The organism is Mucilaginibacter dorajii (assembly GCF_024808255.1).
GTDB lineage: Bacteria > Bacteroidota > Bacteroidia > Sphingobacteriales > Sphingobacteriaceae > Mucilaginibacter > Mucilaginibacter dorajii.
On the sequence record NZ_JANTYS010000036.1, the window covers coordinates 34,167 to 50,243 of the forward strand.

At 42.2% G+C, this 16,077-nt stretch carries 16 protein-coding genes; 10 read left to right on the forward strand and 6 right to left on the reverse strand.

The genetic code is table 11. From position 1 onward, the window contains the following. The first annotated feature begins 79 nt into the window (after positions 1-79). The 4 genes from FHS10_RS27925 (at position 80) to FHS10_RS27940 (ending at position 2,382) form a co-directional block, all read left to right on the forward strand. Positions 80-1,072 carry a DNA-directed RNA polymerase subunit alpha gene (locus FHS10_RS27925; protein ID WP_259097386.1) on the forward strand — a complete coding sequence of 331 codons (993 nt, stop codon included), beginning with the start codon at positions 80-82 and terminating at the stop codon, positions 1,070-1,072. Positions 1,073-1,267: 195 nt separating this feature from the next. Continuing rightward, positions 1,268-1,822, forward strand: a complete 555-nt coding sequence (gene rplQ, locus FHS10_RS27930) for a 50S ribosomal protein L17 (protein ID WP_259097388.1) — start codon at positions 1,268-1,270, stop codon at positions 1,820-1,822. A 99-nt stretch (positions 1,823-1,921) separates the two neighbouring features. Beyond that, positions 1,922-2,149 carry a type II toxin-antitoxin system HicB family antitoxin gene (locus FHS10_RS27935; RefSeq protein WP_259097389.1) on the forward strand — a complete coding sequence of 76 codons (228 nt, stop codon included), beginning with the start codon at positions 1,922-1,924 and terminating at the stop codon, positions 2,147-2,149. Then, a complete protein-coding gene (locus FHS10_RS27940) occupies positions 2,146-2,382 on the forward strand; it encodes a type II toxin-antitoxin system HicA family toxin (protein WP_259097391.1) in 237 nt (78 codons plus the stop codon). The genes FHS10_RS27935 and FHS10_RS27940 overlap by 4 nt, the downstream gene beginning before the upstream one ends. A gap of 86 nt (positions 2,383-2,468) precedes the next feature. On the opposite strand, the gene FHS10_RS27945 is transcribed toward FHS10_RS27940, so the two are convergent. After that, a complete protein-coding gene (locus FHS10_RS27945; protein ID WP_259097393.1) occupies positions 2,469-3,005 on the reverse strand; it encodes a GNAT family N-acetyltransferase in 537 nt (178 codons plus the stop codon). 603 nt (positions 3,006-3,608) lie between these two features. Between FHS10_RS27945 and dnaK the strand changes: the two genes are divergently transcribed. Beyond that, positions 3,609-5,516 carry a molecular chaperone DnaK gene (dnaK, locus tag FHS10_RS27950; protein WP_259097395.1) on the forward strand — a complete coding sequence of 636 codons (1,908 nt, stop codon included), beginning with the start codon at positions 3,609-3,611 and terminating at the stop codon, positions 5,514-5,516. A 369-nt stretch (positions 5,517-5,885) separates the two neighbouring features. On the opposite strand, the gene tnpA is transcribed toward dnaK, so the two are convergent. After that, complete coding sequence (gene tnpA / locus FHS10_RS27955; RefSeq protein ID WP_259097398.1) at positions 5,886-6,347, reverse strand: IS200/IS605 family transposase; 462 nt, start codon at positions 6,345-6,347, stop codon at positions 5,886-5,888. A gap of 115 nt (positions 6,348-6,462) precedes the next feature. Between tnpA and FHS10_RS27960 the strand changes: the two genes are divergently transcribed. Further along, positions 6,463-7,482: a Gfo/Idh/MocA family protein gene (locus FHS10_RS27960; protein WP_259097400.1), complete on the forward strand. Its 1,020-nt coding sequence runs from the start codon at positions 6,463-6,465 to the stop codon at positions 7,480-7,482. A gap of 167 nt (positions 7,483-7,649) precedes the next feature. Next, on the forward strand, positions 7,650-8,141 hold the full coding sequence (locus FHS10_RS27965) for a TlpA family protein disulfide reductase (protein WP_259097403.1): 492 nt from the start codon (positions 7,650-7,652) through the stop codon (positions 8,139-8,141). A 318-nt stretch (positions 8,142-8,459) separates the two neighbouring features. On the opposite strand, the gene FHS10_RS27970 is transcribed toward FHS10_RS27965, so the two are convergent. From FHS10_RS27970 to FHS10_RS27980, 3 genes are all read right to left on the reverse strand, one after another. Continuing rightward, complete coding sequence (locus FHS10_RS27970; RefSeq protein ID WP_259097404.1) at positions 8,460-9,428, reverse strand: transglutaminase family protein; 969 nt, start codon at positions 9,426-9,428, stop codon at positions 8,460-8,462. Between the two features lie 147 nt (positions 9,429-9,575). Then, entirely contained in the window at positions 9,576-10,511 is a 936-nt protein-coding gene (locus tag FHS10_RS27975; protein WP_259097407.1) for an alpha-E domain-containing protein, read from the reverse strand. Positions 10,512-10,628: 117 nt separating this feature from the next. Further along, positions 10,629-12,077: a circularly permuted type 2 ATP-grasp protein gene (locus tag FHS10_RS27980; RefSeq protein ID WP_259097409.1), complete on the reverse strand. Its 1,449-nt coding sequence runs from the start codon at positions 12,075-12,077 to the stop codon at positions 10,629-10,631. A 431-nt stretch (positions 12,078-12,508) separates the two neighbouring features. Between FHS10_RS27980 and FHS10_RS27985 the strand changes: the two genes are divergently transcribed. Then, entirely contained in the window at positions 12,509-12,667 is a 159-nt protein-coding gene (locus FHS10_RS27985; protein ID WP_259097410.1) for a hypothetical protein, read from the forward strand. Positions 12,668-12,794: 127 nt separating this feature from the next. Here the strand turns inward: FHS10_RS27985 and FHS10_RS27990 are convergent, their stop codons facing one another. Further along, on the reverse strand, positions 12,795-13,652 hold the full coding sequence (locus FHS10_RS27990) for an AraC family transcriptional regulator (protein ID WP_259097412.1): 858 nt from the start codon (positions 13,650-13,652) through the stop codon (positions 12,795-12,797). Between the two features lie 104 nt (positions 13,653-13,756). On the opposite strand from FHS10_RS27990, the gene FHS10_RS27995 reads away from it, so the two are divergent. Both FHS10_RS27995 and FHS10_RS28000 read left to right on the forward strand, forming a co-directional pair. After that, positions 13,757-14,764: a zinc-dependent alcohol dehydrogenase family protein gene (locus FHS10_RS27995; protein ID WP_259097413.1), complete on the forward strand. Its 1,008-nt coding sequence runs from the start codon at positions 13,757-13,759 to the stop codon at positions 14,762-14,764. Between the two features lie 172 nt (positions 14,765-14,936). After that, positions 14,937-15,686, forward strand: coding sequence for a hypothetical protein (locus FHS10_RS28000; RefSeq protein ID WP_259097415.1), 750 nt, complete (start codon positions 14,937-14,939; stop codon positions 15,684-15,686). Positions 15,687-16,077 lie beyond the last annotated feature (391 nt).

The following is a 16,077-nucleotide window of genomic DNA, read 5'->3' on the forward strand; positions in this document are numbered from 1 at the left end:
GGAGGTGGTTGGCATTTTATGTCAATCATTTTCGTGGTTAAAATCATTTCAATTAGTAAACAATAAATAAAGGATATAAATGGCAATTTTAGCATTTCAAAAACCCGATAAGGTTATCATGCAAAAAGCAAATGATTTTGATGGTACGTTTGAATTTCGTCCGTTAGAACCAGGCTTCGGTGTAACCATAGGTAATGCTCTGCGTCGTATCTTACTTTCATCACTCGAAGGTTATGCTATCACTTCAGTACGTTTTTCTGGAGTTACGCATGAGTTTTCAACCATCAAAGGTGTTGTTGAAGACGTAACTGAGATAATCCTGAACCTTAAACAGGTTCGTTTTAAAAAGACTGGTGAATCTGGCGATAGCGAGAAAATATTTGTTATTATAAATGGCCAGGATGCATTTAAAGCCGGAGATATAACCAAATTCTCAAACAACTTTACTGTATTAAATCCTGATCTGACTTTGTGTAACATGGACTCATCTGTAACGCTTGAAATTGAGCTTACAGTTGGTAAAGGCCGTGGTTATGTACCAAGCGAAGAGAACAAGAATCCTGATGCTAATGTTGGCGTTATCGCTATAGACTCAATCTATACGCCGATCAAAAACGTTAAATATACCATTGAAAACTATCGTGTTGAGCAAAAAACCGATTACGAGAAATTGGTATTGGATATTGCTACCGACGGTTCTGTTCACCCTGAAGACGCTTTGAAAGAAGCTGCCAAGATCCTTATTCAGCACTTTATGTTGTTCAGCGATGAAAACATGATGCTGGAAGCACAAGCTAAAGAAGAAACTAAAGAAGTTGACGAAGAGATCCTGCACATGCGCAAGATCCTTAAAACCGAATTAGTTGATCTTGACCTTTCTGTACGTGCATTGAATTGCCTTAAAGCTGCAGACATCCGCAGCCTGGCTGATTTGGTATCGTATGATGTTGCTGATATGTTAAAATTCAGGAACTTTGGTAAAAAATCATTAACTGAGATCCAGGACCTGGTTAAATCAAAAGGTTTATCTTTTGGTATGAACCTGTCTAAATTTAAGTTAGACGAAGAATAAGTTTTAAAGTCTTGAGTTCTGAGTGTTGAGTTTTTCTCTGTCGCTCGGAACTCAAGTCATTTATAGGGTAGTTAGTTTTTTAGGGTTTTAAACTCGCTGCTCATCACTCAAAACTCAATACTATTAAATAGCGAAGGCATAATTCCGAAGGCTTGAGTAATCGCCAGACGGTATGCACGTGAAATAATTAAAACAATGAGACACGGAAAAAAAAACAATCACTTAGGCCGTACTACCAGCCACCGCAAAGCGATGCTGTCAAACATGGCAACTTCGCTTATCTTACACAAGCGTATCACTACAACATTAGCTAAAGCAAAAGTTTTGCGCGGTTATGTTGAGCCACTTTTAACTAAATCAAAAAGCGATACTACGCACTCACGTCGTACAGTATTTAGCTACTTACAAGATAAGGAAGCTACTACTATACTTTTCCGCGAGATTGCTGAAAAAATTGCTAACCGCCCAGGTGGTTACACTCGTATCATCAAATTAGAAAATCGTTTAGGTGATAACGCCGAAATGGCAATCATTGAGTTAGTAGATTATAACACTGTTTACGGTGTTGATACTGCTGCCGCTGCTAAAAAATCTACCCGCCGTCGTGGTGGTGCTGCAAAACCTAAAACAGCTGCTCCGGTTGCTGCTGAAGAAGTTGCAGTTGCCGAAGAAGTTAAAGAAGCACCAGTTGCCGAAACTGAAGCTCCTGCAACTCCTGAAGCAGAAGAAAACGCAGAAAAAGGAGAATAATTTTAATTCTCTTTCGAGATATAAAAAGCGCCCTGTTCATTTGAGCAGGGCGCTTTTTTTGTGGAGTTTTATTGATAAATTTGAACAAAAGAGAATAAAATGAAAAAATATCATTTTCCGATTGTTGTAGAGGTAGATGAGGATGGTGTATATATCGTTTCTTGCCCAACATTTAAAGGCTGTCATTCCTATGGCAGTACGATTGACGAGGCTCTTGAAAATTTACGAGAGGTAATAGAGTTATGCATGGAGGAGCAAGCAACCGAAAGCGTAAATCAATTTATCGGAGTTCGTGAGATTGAAATAAGCGTACCGATTTCGGCATGAGCGATAAACTACCTGTATTAAGCGGAAAGGAGTTAGTTGCATTGCTTGAGAAGCTTGGATTTAGTGTGATCCGTATTAAAGGCTCACATCATAGGATGAAACATAATGATGGCAGAGTGACCACGGTTCCGGTTCATAAAAACGATTCTTTACCAAAAGGGCTACTCCGGAAAATAATTAGGGAGGATATTATAGTTTCTATTGAGGAATTTAATAAACTGGTTCAAGGATAGTACTAAATTTATAAAAGCACCCTGTTCAAATGAGCAGGGCGTTTTTTTTTGACACGATTTTTGGGATTATATAGGATAAATAGGATTTATCCAGCAGATGTTGGTCGGCAGAGGCGGTAAGTCAGCAAACCTTCTACATCCTCCATCTGTTCAAACCCGTATTTGTCCAATAGCCGGCGCGATGGCAGGTTGTCACTATAGGTGTGAATGATGATGGCCTTCACAAGATCATTAGTAAAAGTCCAATCGGTTAATAGCTTGAGGGATTCGGTGGCATAGCCCTTGTTTTGGTGGTTGCCATCTATCATGTAGCCAATTTCTGCTTCGCCCTGCTCATTAGGGTAGCCGTTGAAGCCCATGCCTCCGATGGAAGTGTTGATGCTTTTGAGGATGATCTCCCAGTTGGTGTACCATTGGTACTGGTCAGTATTTTCCAATGATTTGGGCAGCCAGAAGTTGACCATGGGGTCCTGCAGCTCATTTTTATAAAGGGGATCTACCCACATGGCAGATGAATTTAAACCTAATGACTGCTCCATAGCGGGCCTGTTGGTATGTGACAGCTGCAAAAGTTGATGGGTTAGCGGGATCATCCGTAACCGTTCAGATTCGATAAAAAACATTTGATGTGTTTGAAATTAGATAACAATAGTAAACCAGTCCTCTTTTTTGATTGAAGGCTAAGCTTTGCGTGCAAAGCTTTTGTTATGAAATTCCAGGCTTGGTGATTAGCCTGTTTGGTGTGTTAAGTAACAGAGGCGTTTTATTTGTTGAGATAAAGATGGGGATTTAGTTTTGAAATAACTAATGCTGTAATTCGGCACAATTCGCGTTAGGGATAGTAGCGGATACCGGCCAGGTGGTTAAGGCCTGTGCAGTATGAGCGGATGACCCGGCCGCAGGCAACGCCCTTGTTGGAGTAAGGATTTTTGGAGCAAGGAGCAAGGATTACTGGAGTATGGAATGAGGACTTTTTAGTGTAAGGAATAAGGACAAATGACCTTGATTTACCGATATTCACAACCTGAAATTCAGAAACCTTTCGCCTTTAACCTTTCTCCTTTCACCTCCAGTAAAGTGATTTCTGCCAACCTGTCACCACTAATAATGACTTTTCTGACGCAATAATTGTCATCCTGACTATATGAACTGACAAATACGTATTGGCACAAACGTTGATAAATAGGACTTGTAGTAAATTAATAAAATCAAGAAAAAACAATCATATGTCTAAAATAATTGGAATCGACTTAGGAACAACAAACTCCTGTGTAGCTGTAATGGAAGGTAACGAGCCTGTAGTTATAGCAAACAGCGAGGGCAAACGTACTACGCCGTCCGTAGTAGCTTTTATAGATAACGGCGAGCGTAAAGTTGGCGATCCGGCAAAACGCCAGGCTATCACCAACCCTACAAAAACCATTTCGTCTATCAAACGCTTTATGGGTAACCAGTTTAACGAGGTTACAAGTGAAGCTTCACGTGTACCTTACAAAGTTGTTAAAGGTGACAACAATACCCCACGTGTTGAAATTGGCGACCGTAAATACACTCCGCAAGAGATTTCTGCAATGATCCTTCAAAAAATGAAGAAAACTGCAGAAGACTTTTTAGGAACTGAAGTTACTGAAGCCGTTATCACTGTACCCGCTTACTTTAACGATGCACAACGCCAGGCTACTAAGGAAGCCGGTGAAATTGCTGGTTTAAAAGTTCGTCGTATTATTAACGAACCTACTGCTGCTGCCTTGGCTTATGGCTTTGATAAAGCGCACAAGGATATGAAAATCGCGGTATTTGACTGTGGTGGTGGTACTCATGACGTTTCTATCCTTGAATTAGGTGATGGCGTATTTGAAGTAAAATCAACCGATGGCGATACGCACTTAGGTGGTGACGACTTTGACCAGGTAATTATTGACTGGTTGGCAGACGAATTTAAAAGCGACGAAGGCATTGACCTGCGTAAAGACCCAATGGCTTTACAACGTTTAAAAGAATCGGCCGAGAAAGCTAAAATTGAGTTATCAAGCTCTGCTCAAACAGAAATTAACTTACCATACATTACTGCTGCCGATGGCATGCCTAAGCACCTGGTTAAAACTTTAACCCGTGCTAAATTTGAGCAATTGGCTGATAGCCTGATCAAACGTACTATTGAGCCTTGCAGAACTGCATTGAAAAATGCTGGTTACAGCACTTCGGATATCGACGAAGTAATCCTGGTAGGTGGTTCAACCCGTATCCCTGCTATTCAGGATGCTGTTCAGAAATTCTTTGGTAAAACTCCTTCAAAAGGTGTTAACCCTGATGAGGTTGTTGCAATTGGTGCCGCTATTCAAGGTGGTGTATTAACCGGTGAGGTTAAAGATGTGTTGTTGTTAGATGTTACCCCGCTTTCATTAGGTATTGAAACTATGGGTGGTGTAATGACCAAATTAATTGAATCAAACACAACTATCCCGACCAAAAAATCTGAGACTTTCTCAACCGCCAGCGATAGCCAGCCATCTGTTGAGATCCACATTTTGCAAGGTGAGCGCCCAATGGCTGCGGGTAACCGTACAATAGGCCGCTTCCACCTGGATGGTATTCCGCCAGCACCTCGTGGTGTGCCACAAGTTGAAGTAACTTTTGATATTGATGCTAACGGTATATTGCATGTATCTGCTAAAGATAAAGCAACCGGTAAAGAGCAAAAGATCCGTATCGAAGCTTCATCTGGCTTAACTGATGCCGAGATCAAAAAGATGAAGGACGAAGCAGAAGCTAATGCCGAATCTGATCAAAAAGCAAAAGAAGAAGTTGAAAAACTGAACGGTGCTGATGCCTTGATCTTCTCGACAGAAAAACAACTGAAAGAGTACGGTGATAAAATTGGTGCCGATAAAAAAGGCCCTATCGAAGCTGGTTTAGCTAAGTTGAAAGAAGCTTATGCTGCTAAAGACTTTGCCGCTATTGAAACTGCTCAAACTGAATTGAACGCTGCATGGGCTACTGCATCTGAAGAGATGTATAAAGCTGCTGATGGCGGTCAAGGTGCCCCAGAAGGTAACGCAGGTGCAGGTGCGCAGGATCATGGCGACACTGTAACTGATGTTGACTTTGAAGAAGTAAAAGACGAGAAAAACTAAGTTTTCGTTTAAATATAAAAAAGCCCGGCTGGATGATTTCAGCCGGGCTTTTTTTGTGGGGTTTAGGGCGGAGAATAGGAGGCACCTACGGAGCCAAGACGGTAGGACAATACACACTATAAACACGGGACTCCGCTGGAGTCTCCTTTATGGTGCAGGATTTTGCCTTTTTGGCTACAGCGTAGCCCCGTGTTTATAGCAGAACGAAGGAGTGGGACTTGGCTCCATAGGTGCCTCCTACAAAACGCGTTTATAGGCAGCATAATCATAATATGCATGGTTTTCTGGCTACACATGGCCCCGTGTTTATAGTAAAATAAATAATGGTTATTGGCGCCGTAGGTGCCTCCCATAAAACGCGATTAAATCTTAATCGATAAAATCAAATATATATCGCTCATCAAACGGAACTTCGAACTTGTTTAACAGATCTAGGTATTCCTCTTTAAATGTTCTTTTTTGGTGATGCTTTTCCTGGTTTAAAACATACTTAACAACCGCATCAATATGCGAATGTGAGTATGAAAATACACCATATCCTTCTTGCCAGCTGAATTTTCCCTTCACCCAATTTTTACCATTAATAAATTCATTACTCTCCACTTTAATCTCCTTAACAAAATCCGAGATTAAAATTGTTGGTTTAAAACCAACGAAAATATGAATGTGATCAGGCATGCAATTAATTGCCAGTAGTTTGGCCTTTCTGCTTTGTACAAGTGCAGTTATGTATTGGTGTAGTTCTTCTTTATTACTTTTTGAAATGAGGCATTGCCGGTCTTTTACCGCGAATACAAACTGTAAGTAGATCTGTGAAAAGGTGTTGGCCATTCTATAAATGATAAAACAATGTATACTGTCAAACATCTTAAATTAAATAAATCATTTGGAATTGCCTCATCCGAAATAATCTTATTTTTACCTGCAAACTAAAGGCAAATTACCTATGTCAACAAAACCAATAGTAACGGGCCTGATGGCCTACGGCATGTCGGGGCGTATTTTTCATGCGCCGTTTTTAACTACCAATCCTGGCTTTATTTTTAAGGCTGTTGTTGAGCGTCATGAAAAAAAAGCCGGTAAAATATATCCCGATGTGATCAGTTACAATACAACCGACGAACTGCTGAACGATACCGAAATTGAACTGATTGTTGTTAACACCCCCAATAATACCCACTTTGATTACGCGGTGCAGGCACTTAATGCCGGCAAACACGTACTGATAGAAAAACCTGTCGCGGTGACATCTGCAGAAGTAAAGACCCTGTTTGATTTGGGCCGGAAGCTGAACCTGAAGGTGATGATCTACCAAAATCGTCGTTATGATAGCGGTTTTATATCCGTTAAAAAAGTAATAGAAAGCGGCCGGCTTGGCGAACTGATAGAGGTGCATTTCAGGCTTGACAGGTACCGGATGCCGATAGGGGTAAAGCAGTTTAAGGAAACCAAAGAAACCCCGGGAAATGGCCTTACATACGATTTGGGGGCACACCTGGTTGATAATGCCATCAGCATATTTGGCAAACCGCTAAGCTATGTTAAAACCACGGCGGCGCACAGGCCGGGGTCGCAGGTTGATGATTATTTTAATATTCATTTGAGGTATCCTAACCAACTGAATGTTTATTTAACATCGGGCTTGTTGATAGCCGAGCATTTGCCGGGCTTTGTGGTGCACGGTACCTTGGGCAGCTTTGTGAAGCTGCGTACGGATGTGCAGGAAGCACAATTAGATACAGGTATGATGCCAAATGCCGAAGGTTTTGGTGTTGAGCCTGAAGGCAGCGAAGGCAAATTGGTGTTGATGGGGCCTGATAATCAGAAAACGATAGAATGGGTACCGTCAGACAAAGGTAATTATAACGGTTTATTTGACGCGGTGTATCATACCGTGCGCGAAAATGCGTTATTCCCGGTAACCGAAGAGCATATTGCCTGGCAGATAGAATTGCTGGAAAGCTAAGAGGGATTAAGGATTAATAGAGAAAGGACAAAAGACTTTTTGAATCGGTTTTATTGGAGAGTCGGGTAGATGAAGGACAAATGAACTAAGGACTTTTGTAGATAGGTTTATTGTCGAAGAGTTAAAAATATCGTAACTATGCTTAAATGAAAAAGTCAATCAATACAATGAAAAGAATATACCTTTTGCTTTGCCTTATTATTGTTGCTGCCGGCTGTAGCCAGGCGCAAACAATCCCGCCAAATACTAAAATTCCGCCTTACCATATCCTTACTACCGACAGTGTGTACGTTACCCCTGCCAATCTGAAAAAAAACAAACCGGTAATGGTGATCTACTTTTCGCCCGATTGCAGTCACTGCCAGCATTTAATGTATGACATGAAGCCTGAGCTTGCTAAACTTAAAGACGTACAGATAGTAATGATCACTTTTGTGAACCAGCTAAAAGCCATCCAGGTTTTTCAGCGTGATTTTGATTTAGCCAAGTACCACAACATCACCATTGGTACCGAAGGTTATACCTACGTAGTACAACGTTACTATAACGTAAAAACTACGCCGTACATAGCCATCTATGACAAAAACGGCAAACTTTTCCAGGCTTATGACAAGGTGCCAAAAATTCCGGTACTGATGGAAACGATAAAGAAAGTATGATTTTAGATGTGCAGATTTCAGATGTGCAAATGTGCAGATGATAATATAGATGTGCAGATTTCAGATGTGCAAGTGTGCAGATGATAATATAGATGTGCAGATTTCAGATGTGCAAGTGTGCAGATGATAATATAGATGTGCAGATTTCAGATGTGCAAATGTGCAGATGATAAAATAGATGTGCAGATTTTAGATTTGCAAATGAAACAAAGAAGCCGGTTTGATCAACAAACCGGCTTCTTCATTATGTAAAATCTAAAAATCTATCAATTACCATTCAAAAACATCTGCACATCTGAAATCTGCATATTTGCACATCTACTGCTGCTGTTGCTGCTGAATGATCTCCATGTGCCGTTGGTAGCTGTTTTTAGGGGGCTGGGTAACGGGTTGTAGTGTGTTATCGTGATGGGCTTTGTCATCTATGCTTTTGAAAGTAGTTTCATCATCATCAACACTAACAGCAACTTCCAGCTTATGGCCTGATGAGCCTTTATATACTCCTTTTACCGGCGAGCAATCAGAAAAATTACGACCTACAGCCAACCGTACATGGGTTTCATTGGCAATGCAGTTATTGGTAGGATCGATACCCAGCCAGCCATAATCGGGGATGTAGGCCTCGGCCCAGGCGTGGGTTGCGCCTTCGCCACGCATGGTGCTGCTGTTGGTGCATATATAACCGCTTACGTAGCGAGCCGGAATTTTTAACAGGCGCAGCATTACCATTAAAATGTGAGCGAAATCCTGGCACACGCCGGCTTTTAGTTTCCATACCTCGTCAAGCGTGGTTTCAACTGTAGTAACGCCTTTAATATATTCGAAGTTTTGGTACACGTAGCCGCAAAAGCGCAGGGCTATCTGGTAAGGCGTATCATCTTTTTGGCGTTCCTGGTTTACAATAACCTGTAGCTCGGGCAATCCCTCAAAATACTCCTGTTTTAAAAAATCAATGTAGGGTACCATGTACTGAATTTGTTTCAGGTATTCCCACTGCTGATCGGGAAAAATATCGGTAACGGGTAATGGTCGCTGTTTGGTGGTAACGCTTAATTTAGAATTAATAACCATCACCGAATGAGGTTCGCTATATGTAAAACTTCCTATCTCGTTACCGTAATAATCAATATGGGTATCAACAACCGGGTTGCCGGTTATCTGTAGCTCATGTAGGGTAACGTCCTGGTATTCGTCCTTTATAGGGTAAAGTACAATTTGGTTGGCGCTATCACGCACCATCCCTTCATAACTGTATTTGGTGATATGTTGTATCTTAAAATCGGGCATCTGTTCAATTGGTTAATTTGAGGATAATAGCAATTTGAAAATTTGAGAATTTGAAGATTTGAAAATGGTTCTTGTCGCGATTGTTATTGTGTATCTTTCAAAGGACTCATTTTCAAATTTTCAAATCACCGAATTTTCAAATTAAAATTATGAGTTTGCAAAGTAATATTCATTCAATGAGTTACCTATTCCATGTAGTTCGTTCCTGGTTTGGGTTAAAAATAAATGTAGTCCATCGGCACGGATGCTTTTCACAGAACTATATTTGATTCGGCTTTGTAACCTGCCAATCTGGAATGACATCTCGCGGAAGGTATCTACGTTACTATCGTTCTTCAATCTATCGAAATACCGGTGTATATTATTTACCGAATAAATAACCGAGCGCGGGAAATCGTTATTCAATGCTACCTGCTCCAATACATTCTCGGCCTCAAAGCCTTCGCGGTATGTTTTAAGATATAGCTCATATCCCCCCAAAGAAAGCAATAGGTGTTTCCAGTAGGTGGTATCCGTTAACAGATCGGGGTTATCACTTATCGAGCTGAATTTGGTATCCAAGATGTCAACCGATTGTATGGCCCGCTCCAGGTACTTCCCAATATTCATAAAGCTGCGGCCTTCGCCGCGTTCCATCGTGATCTCGGCTGTGCCATAGTAAAGCATTACCTGTTTTATCAGCACATCCAATACGCCAATAGGGTCCTCGCGTTGTAAGGAGCGCTCCAGGCGCGAATCTTTAACGGTATGGTAATACTCGTTAAGGCACTGCCAAAGATCCTTGGGGATGTGCTCCTGTACGCCACGGGCATTCTCCCTGGCCAGCGTAATAATGTTTAATATGGAGTTCGGATTGTTTTTACCCGTAACCATATATTTTAACACTGCCCGGCTGTCATTCTCCAGTTTTTCAATTTCGGCACCATTAATACCGGCAAAAATTCTGATCACAGGCTCCCAGGTAAATTCCTGCACGGTATCTTGCGATGAGGCATAATTAATTTTGAGCATCCGCAGCATACCATCGCTGCGCTCAATGTAACGGCTTAACCAATAAAAACTTGCTGCAACCCTGCTTAACATATGAGATCCTTAAGCCCCCTAACCCCCTGAAGGGGGAATAAAAAAGGGGGATGTTTAAATTATATCGAATTATTATACTATCTGCAATTTCTCCCCCTTTAGGGGGCCGGGGGGCTTCTACGCCAACACCCATGTATCCTTACTACCACCACCCTGCGAGCTGTTTACCACCAGCGAGCCTTCTTTAAGGGCCACACGGGTTAAACCACCTGGCACTATCTCAATACCATCCGGACCGTAAAGCGCGTAGGGCCTTAAATCTATCCTGCGCGGTTTTAATGCCCCCTGCATGTAACAAGGTGCCGCCGAAAGACTGATAGTAGGCTGTGCTATAAAGTTACGTGGATCTTTCAGGATCTCTTTCTTATAATCTTCAATTTCCTGTTCGCTTGCCGCGTGGCCCATCAGCATGCCGTAACCACCGCTGCCGTTGGTTTTTTTAACCACCATTTTGTTGAGATTTTTAAACACATGCTCGCGCTCATCGGCATTGCCCAACTGGTGGGTAGGTACGTTTTTAAGTATAGGCTCTTCGTTAAGGTAGTACCTGATCATATCCGGCACATAAACATAAACCGCTTTATCATCGGCAACGCCGGTGCCCACCGCGTTTACAATGGCTACATTACCTTTGCGGTAAGCGCCCATAATACCGGCTACACCCAACATACTTTCGGGGTTAAACACCAGCGGATCCAGGTATTCATCATCAACCCGGCGATAGATCACATCTACCTGTTGTAAGCCAGTGGTGGTTTTCATGAAAACCTTATGGTTGTTTACCACCAGGTCGCGCCCCTCCACCAGTTCAACACCCATTAATCGGGCCAGCGTAGTATGCTCAAAATAAGCCGAGTTGTAAATACCCGGACTTAACAACACCACCGTAGGATTGGAGATTTGCCTTGGCGATAACGCCATCAGGTTTTTATATAAGATGGTTGGATACTCGGTAACGCTCCTGACGCCGCATTGGGGTAATAAATCGGGAAATAAACGTTTGGTGATCTCGCGGTTCTCCAACATATAGCTCACGCCCGATGGCGTGCGCAGGTTATCTTCCAGTACATAAAAAGTACCATCTTCATCACGGATCAAATCGATACCCGAGATGTGCACGTAAATATCGTAAGGTACCTTTAACTCATACATCTCGCGCAAAAAATGCGGGCACGAGTAAATGATATCGATAGGTACAATGCCGTCCTTTACAATAAACTGGTTATGGTAAATGTCCTTCAAAAACAGGTTAAGGGCGGTAAGGCGCTGCTTAATACCTTTTTCTACAAAAGTCCATTCACTGGCCGTAATAATACGGGGGATAATGTCAAACGGGAAGATCTTTTCTATCCCCTCGCCGCTGTTATAAACGGTAAAGGTAATACCCTGGCTCATGAACAGGCGTTTGGCCAGCTCCTCTTTTTTGTTCAAATCGTCGGCCGACTCCTTTGAAATATATTCGATAACCTTCCGGTAATGTTCCCGAACATTGCTATCCAGGCCATACATTTCGTCCCAAACGCCACCTATGGGGTTATATTTATCAAAATAAGCTGATTCCTGCATGTGAGAATTATAAAATTTTGAAGATTACTAATCAGTTATTTTTAGAAATGGTAATTTATGAAGTGTTTTTGATAAAAAAGCAAAATATTTTTAATTTTTTACGATTTTTTTGATTGATTTTTCATTTTTATCGTGTTTTGGATAGTGATATGGTAATTAACGATGTCATAACATTGATTTTATCATTCCTTAACGGTGAATTTAAAGTCAAAATTTAAAGTCCCTTGCTCCTTAATCCATAAGTCCTTAATCCTTTTCCGGGCATTCCCGCCGATAGGGGCGGGCCGTGCTGTACGTTCATACGCGCACACGGCCTTAGGCTCGGGCCGGTATCCACTTCCATCACTAATGCGGGTTTTCGTTTTGACAGCGAGGGCGAATGCGATTCAACAAGGTATATTTCCAATACCAAATGGCATAGCTTCAATTTAATGGCCGTGCACAATCACATCATCAAAAAGATAAAGAATACAAGCCATGAGGTTATCGTACAATTTAATATTGAAGATACCGGCGTTGGCGTTTACTATTATTTTGCCCAAAAAAAAGAAAAATGGTGGCTTGTTTTTGTAAAGGATGCATCCGATTAGATGAAGCCCTTTTTGTAGAGACGCAATATTTTGCGTCTCCCGCGTGCAAATCGACCTTGTAATCGGTTATGAAAATTCGCTCTGTATAGCTGGAGACGCAAAATGTTGCGTCTCTACAAGAAAAAAATCATACCGCTTTCAATTGCGCCCGTTCCGTCTTTCTAAACTCGCTGGGGTTTAAATTCTTATATTTTTTAAAAATGCGGTTAAGGTGGCTTTCGTCACTAAAACCCAGTTCGTTGGCAATTTCGGCCATGCGCATATTGCTGTGCAGCAGGCGGTTTTCAACCAGCTTTATCTTATAATTGATAATGTATTGCTGCATGGTTTCGTTGGTGTGCTTTTTAAAGTAGCGGCCCAGGTAAGTTTCAGAAATCCCCATTTTATCGCCAATCACCCCAGCCTTTAGCTTTTCGGGAAAGTAGATATTGGCCTGGATGTATTGTAAAATATCAAACGTTTTTTCTTCGGTGGTTTCGTCAACCTGTTGAGGCATGGCAAGGGCAATGTTGCGGGTAACAATAAGGATAAGGGTATTGATATACTGTTGTAATAACTCTTTATGATACAGGCCATGATTTGCATGTTCGATAATAACAGCGCTCATGATCGCTTTCATTATGGGGCGGTCGTCATAATTTTTGATCACACAGCCGGGAGCCTGGTTGGCATTACTTAAAATAAACTCCAGGTTTTGCAGCATATCGCCAGGAGCGTTATGCTGCCTGATGTAGCTTAAATTAAAACGGATAAATAAAAATTGGGTAGCTGTTTCAATTTCAAAGTAATGCGAGTCATTTGGCGTAAGCAAAAACAAATGACCAGGTTTATAGGTAAACTTACTATTGTTAATGCACTGCTTCCCGCTGCCATCCACAATATAAATAAACTCAAAAAAACTATGCGAATGCTCGTTCCTGGGGCATACATCTAAATACTCCCTCAGCACTATTTCAAACGGCCCATACAGGTTATCCTTTACCATGGTATAAATGTACAATTATTGCGAAATATTGTGCAAGGGTAGGAGTGGTTGTCTTGTATAAATTTACACTGTAATTAAAACAACAATCATCAAAAAATATAACAATGGAAACTGCTCAACATACCACCATGCAGGCGCTGATTATAGAGGCCGCTAATACAACTTTTAAAACTATTGAAATGGAACGCCCGGTAGCCGGAGCCGGCCAGGTTTTGGTTAAAATTATAGCCAGCGGGGTAAATCCGCTCGATAACAAGATCCGCACCGGCGGTGCCGCGCATGCCAGGCAACCGCTGCCGGCAGTTTTAGGGATGGATTTAGCAGGTATTGTTGAAGCCGTAGGGCCGGGCGTTGCCGATTTTAAACCAGGTGATGAAGTTTATGGCCTGGCAGGTGGCATTGGCGGTTTGCAGGGTACACTTGCACAATACGGCGTGTTTGATGCCGATCTGTTAGCTAAAAAGCCTGCGAATTTAAGCATGCGCCAGTCTGCTGTTTTACCACTGGTATTTATTACGGCCTGGGAAGGTTTGGTTGATAGGGCCAAAGTAGCTGAAGGTAAAACCGTATTGATACATGGTGGTGCAGGCGGGGTAGGGCATGTTGCTGTGCAGATAGCCACCTCATTTGGGGCCCATGTTTATGCAACCGGCAGCCCTAAAGACAAGGCGTATATCGAAAGTTTGGGTGTAAAATTTATTGATTACCATACCTCTACTGTTGCCGAATATGTAAACCAGTATACCGATGGCGAAGGATTTGATATTGTTTATGATACTGTTGGCGGCGCTACTTTAGATGCATCATTCGCTGCTGCTAAATTCTATACCGGGCATGTAGTAAGCAGCCTGGGCTGGGGCGAGCATAAACTGGCACCGCTATCTTTTAGGGGCGCCACTTATTCAGGCGTGTTTACACTAATGCCTATGATAACCGGCCGCGGCCGCAAGCATCATGGCGAGATCATGCAGGAAGCTACCAAACTTGCCGGGGCCGGCAAGTTGATGCCTCTAATTGATCCAAGGCGTTTTACATTGGATACAGCCCAACAGGCACATGATATTATGGAGAGGGGAAAGACCGAAGGCAAGTTGGTAGTTGATGTAGCATAATCCGACAGCTATTCTTATACACCATTAATTTCCACGCCAATTGGCTGGCTAACCAATCAGTTTGATTTTGAGTTTGTTATGCCTCTTGTTTCAATCAAACATTCTGCTTAGTTTGGTAGTAGCTTTATACAAGGCATATCAAAATAAACCATTCTTCGACGGGTTTTGAAACATGAAGATTATTGCTGGTATCGTTATTTTTATGTTCGCGTGCTTCCGGTTGTCGGCACAAACGGTAACTGTGCTTGCAGATAATCCGGATGACGGTTGCCGCATTAAGCTTGAAAAGATAAGATCGGGCATGGAAGCGCGACGGAAGAAATATGAGTTTAATGTACAGGAGTATCGCGAAGGCCTGTTTTGCAGCGAATGCGGCCGAACCAAAAGCGAAATAGAAGAACGTGCACGCATGAGCTTTAGCCAGCATATCCAGGATGGTTCCGCCCATAACCGCCGTGCACTTGTTGCCTCTCGCGAGTTATATAACAAGCTGTATACAGAGTACATTACAGACTTCAATCGCCTAAAAGCGGGGTACGATGAACAGTATAACGATTGCGGTGGTGACGCGGCTTCATTGGCCCTGCAAATTATCACTGATCAGCAACTGCTGCTCTACAAAACAGAACTTGGCGGGTATATAGATATGGACAGGTTTACATGGAGAGAACCGGGTAAGGAATATGATTTTTATTATGCCTGGATGCTAAAGATCAGGGTAACTACCTGGCGAACTTTTAGCTTTAGGGCTGTGGGGGATGAAAAGATTAACACGCGGGGAGTAGATAATGATATTGAGCGGGCCGGGAGTTTGTTAAACAATTACGTGCAATCTTTAACGGAAAAGCATCCGATGGTTTTTCGTAGTGGTAATGCGCAATCGATTAGGCAATTTCAGGGTTTGTTTTCAAGGGAGCATTAATGATGAAGTAATGTAAAACAATGCCGAGTTTTAAATCCGCGGCCTCTGAAGGGGGAAATGACAATATAAAGCTATGTCATTGCGAGGCACGAAGCAATCGCGAACTGAGCAGATTCGCCCTGTATAGCATGTGATTGCTTCGTGCAATGACATGATTGACTTGTCATGGGTAGTTGTAAAATCCGCGGCCTCTGAAAGTGGAATGACAATATAAAGCTATGTCATTGCGAGGCACGAAGCAATCGCGAACTGTGCAGATCCGCGCTGTATAGCATGCGATTGCTTCGTTCCTACCCATGACATATTCCTGGACCGCTTACTTTTCAAATCCCCTCTTGAGAGTAATGGCGCTAACTTAGTTAGTTTATTTGTACTTTTTATACTTTCCTGC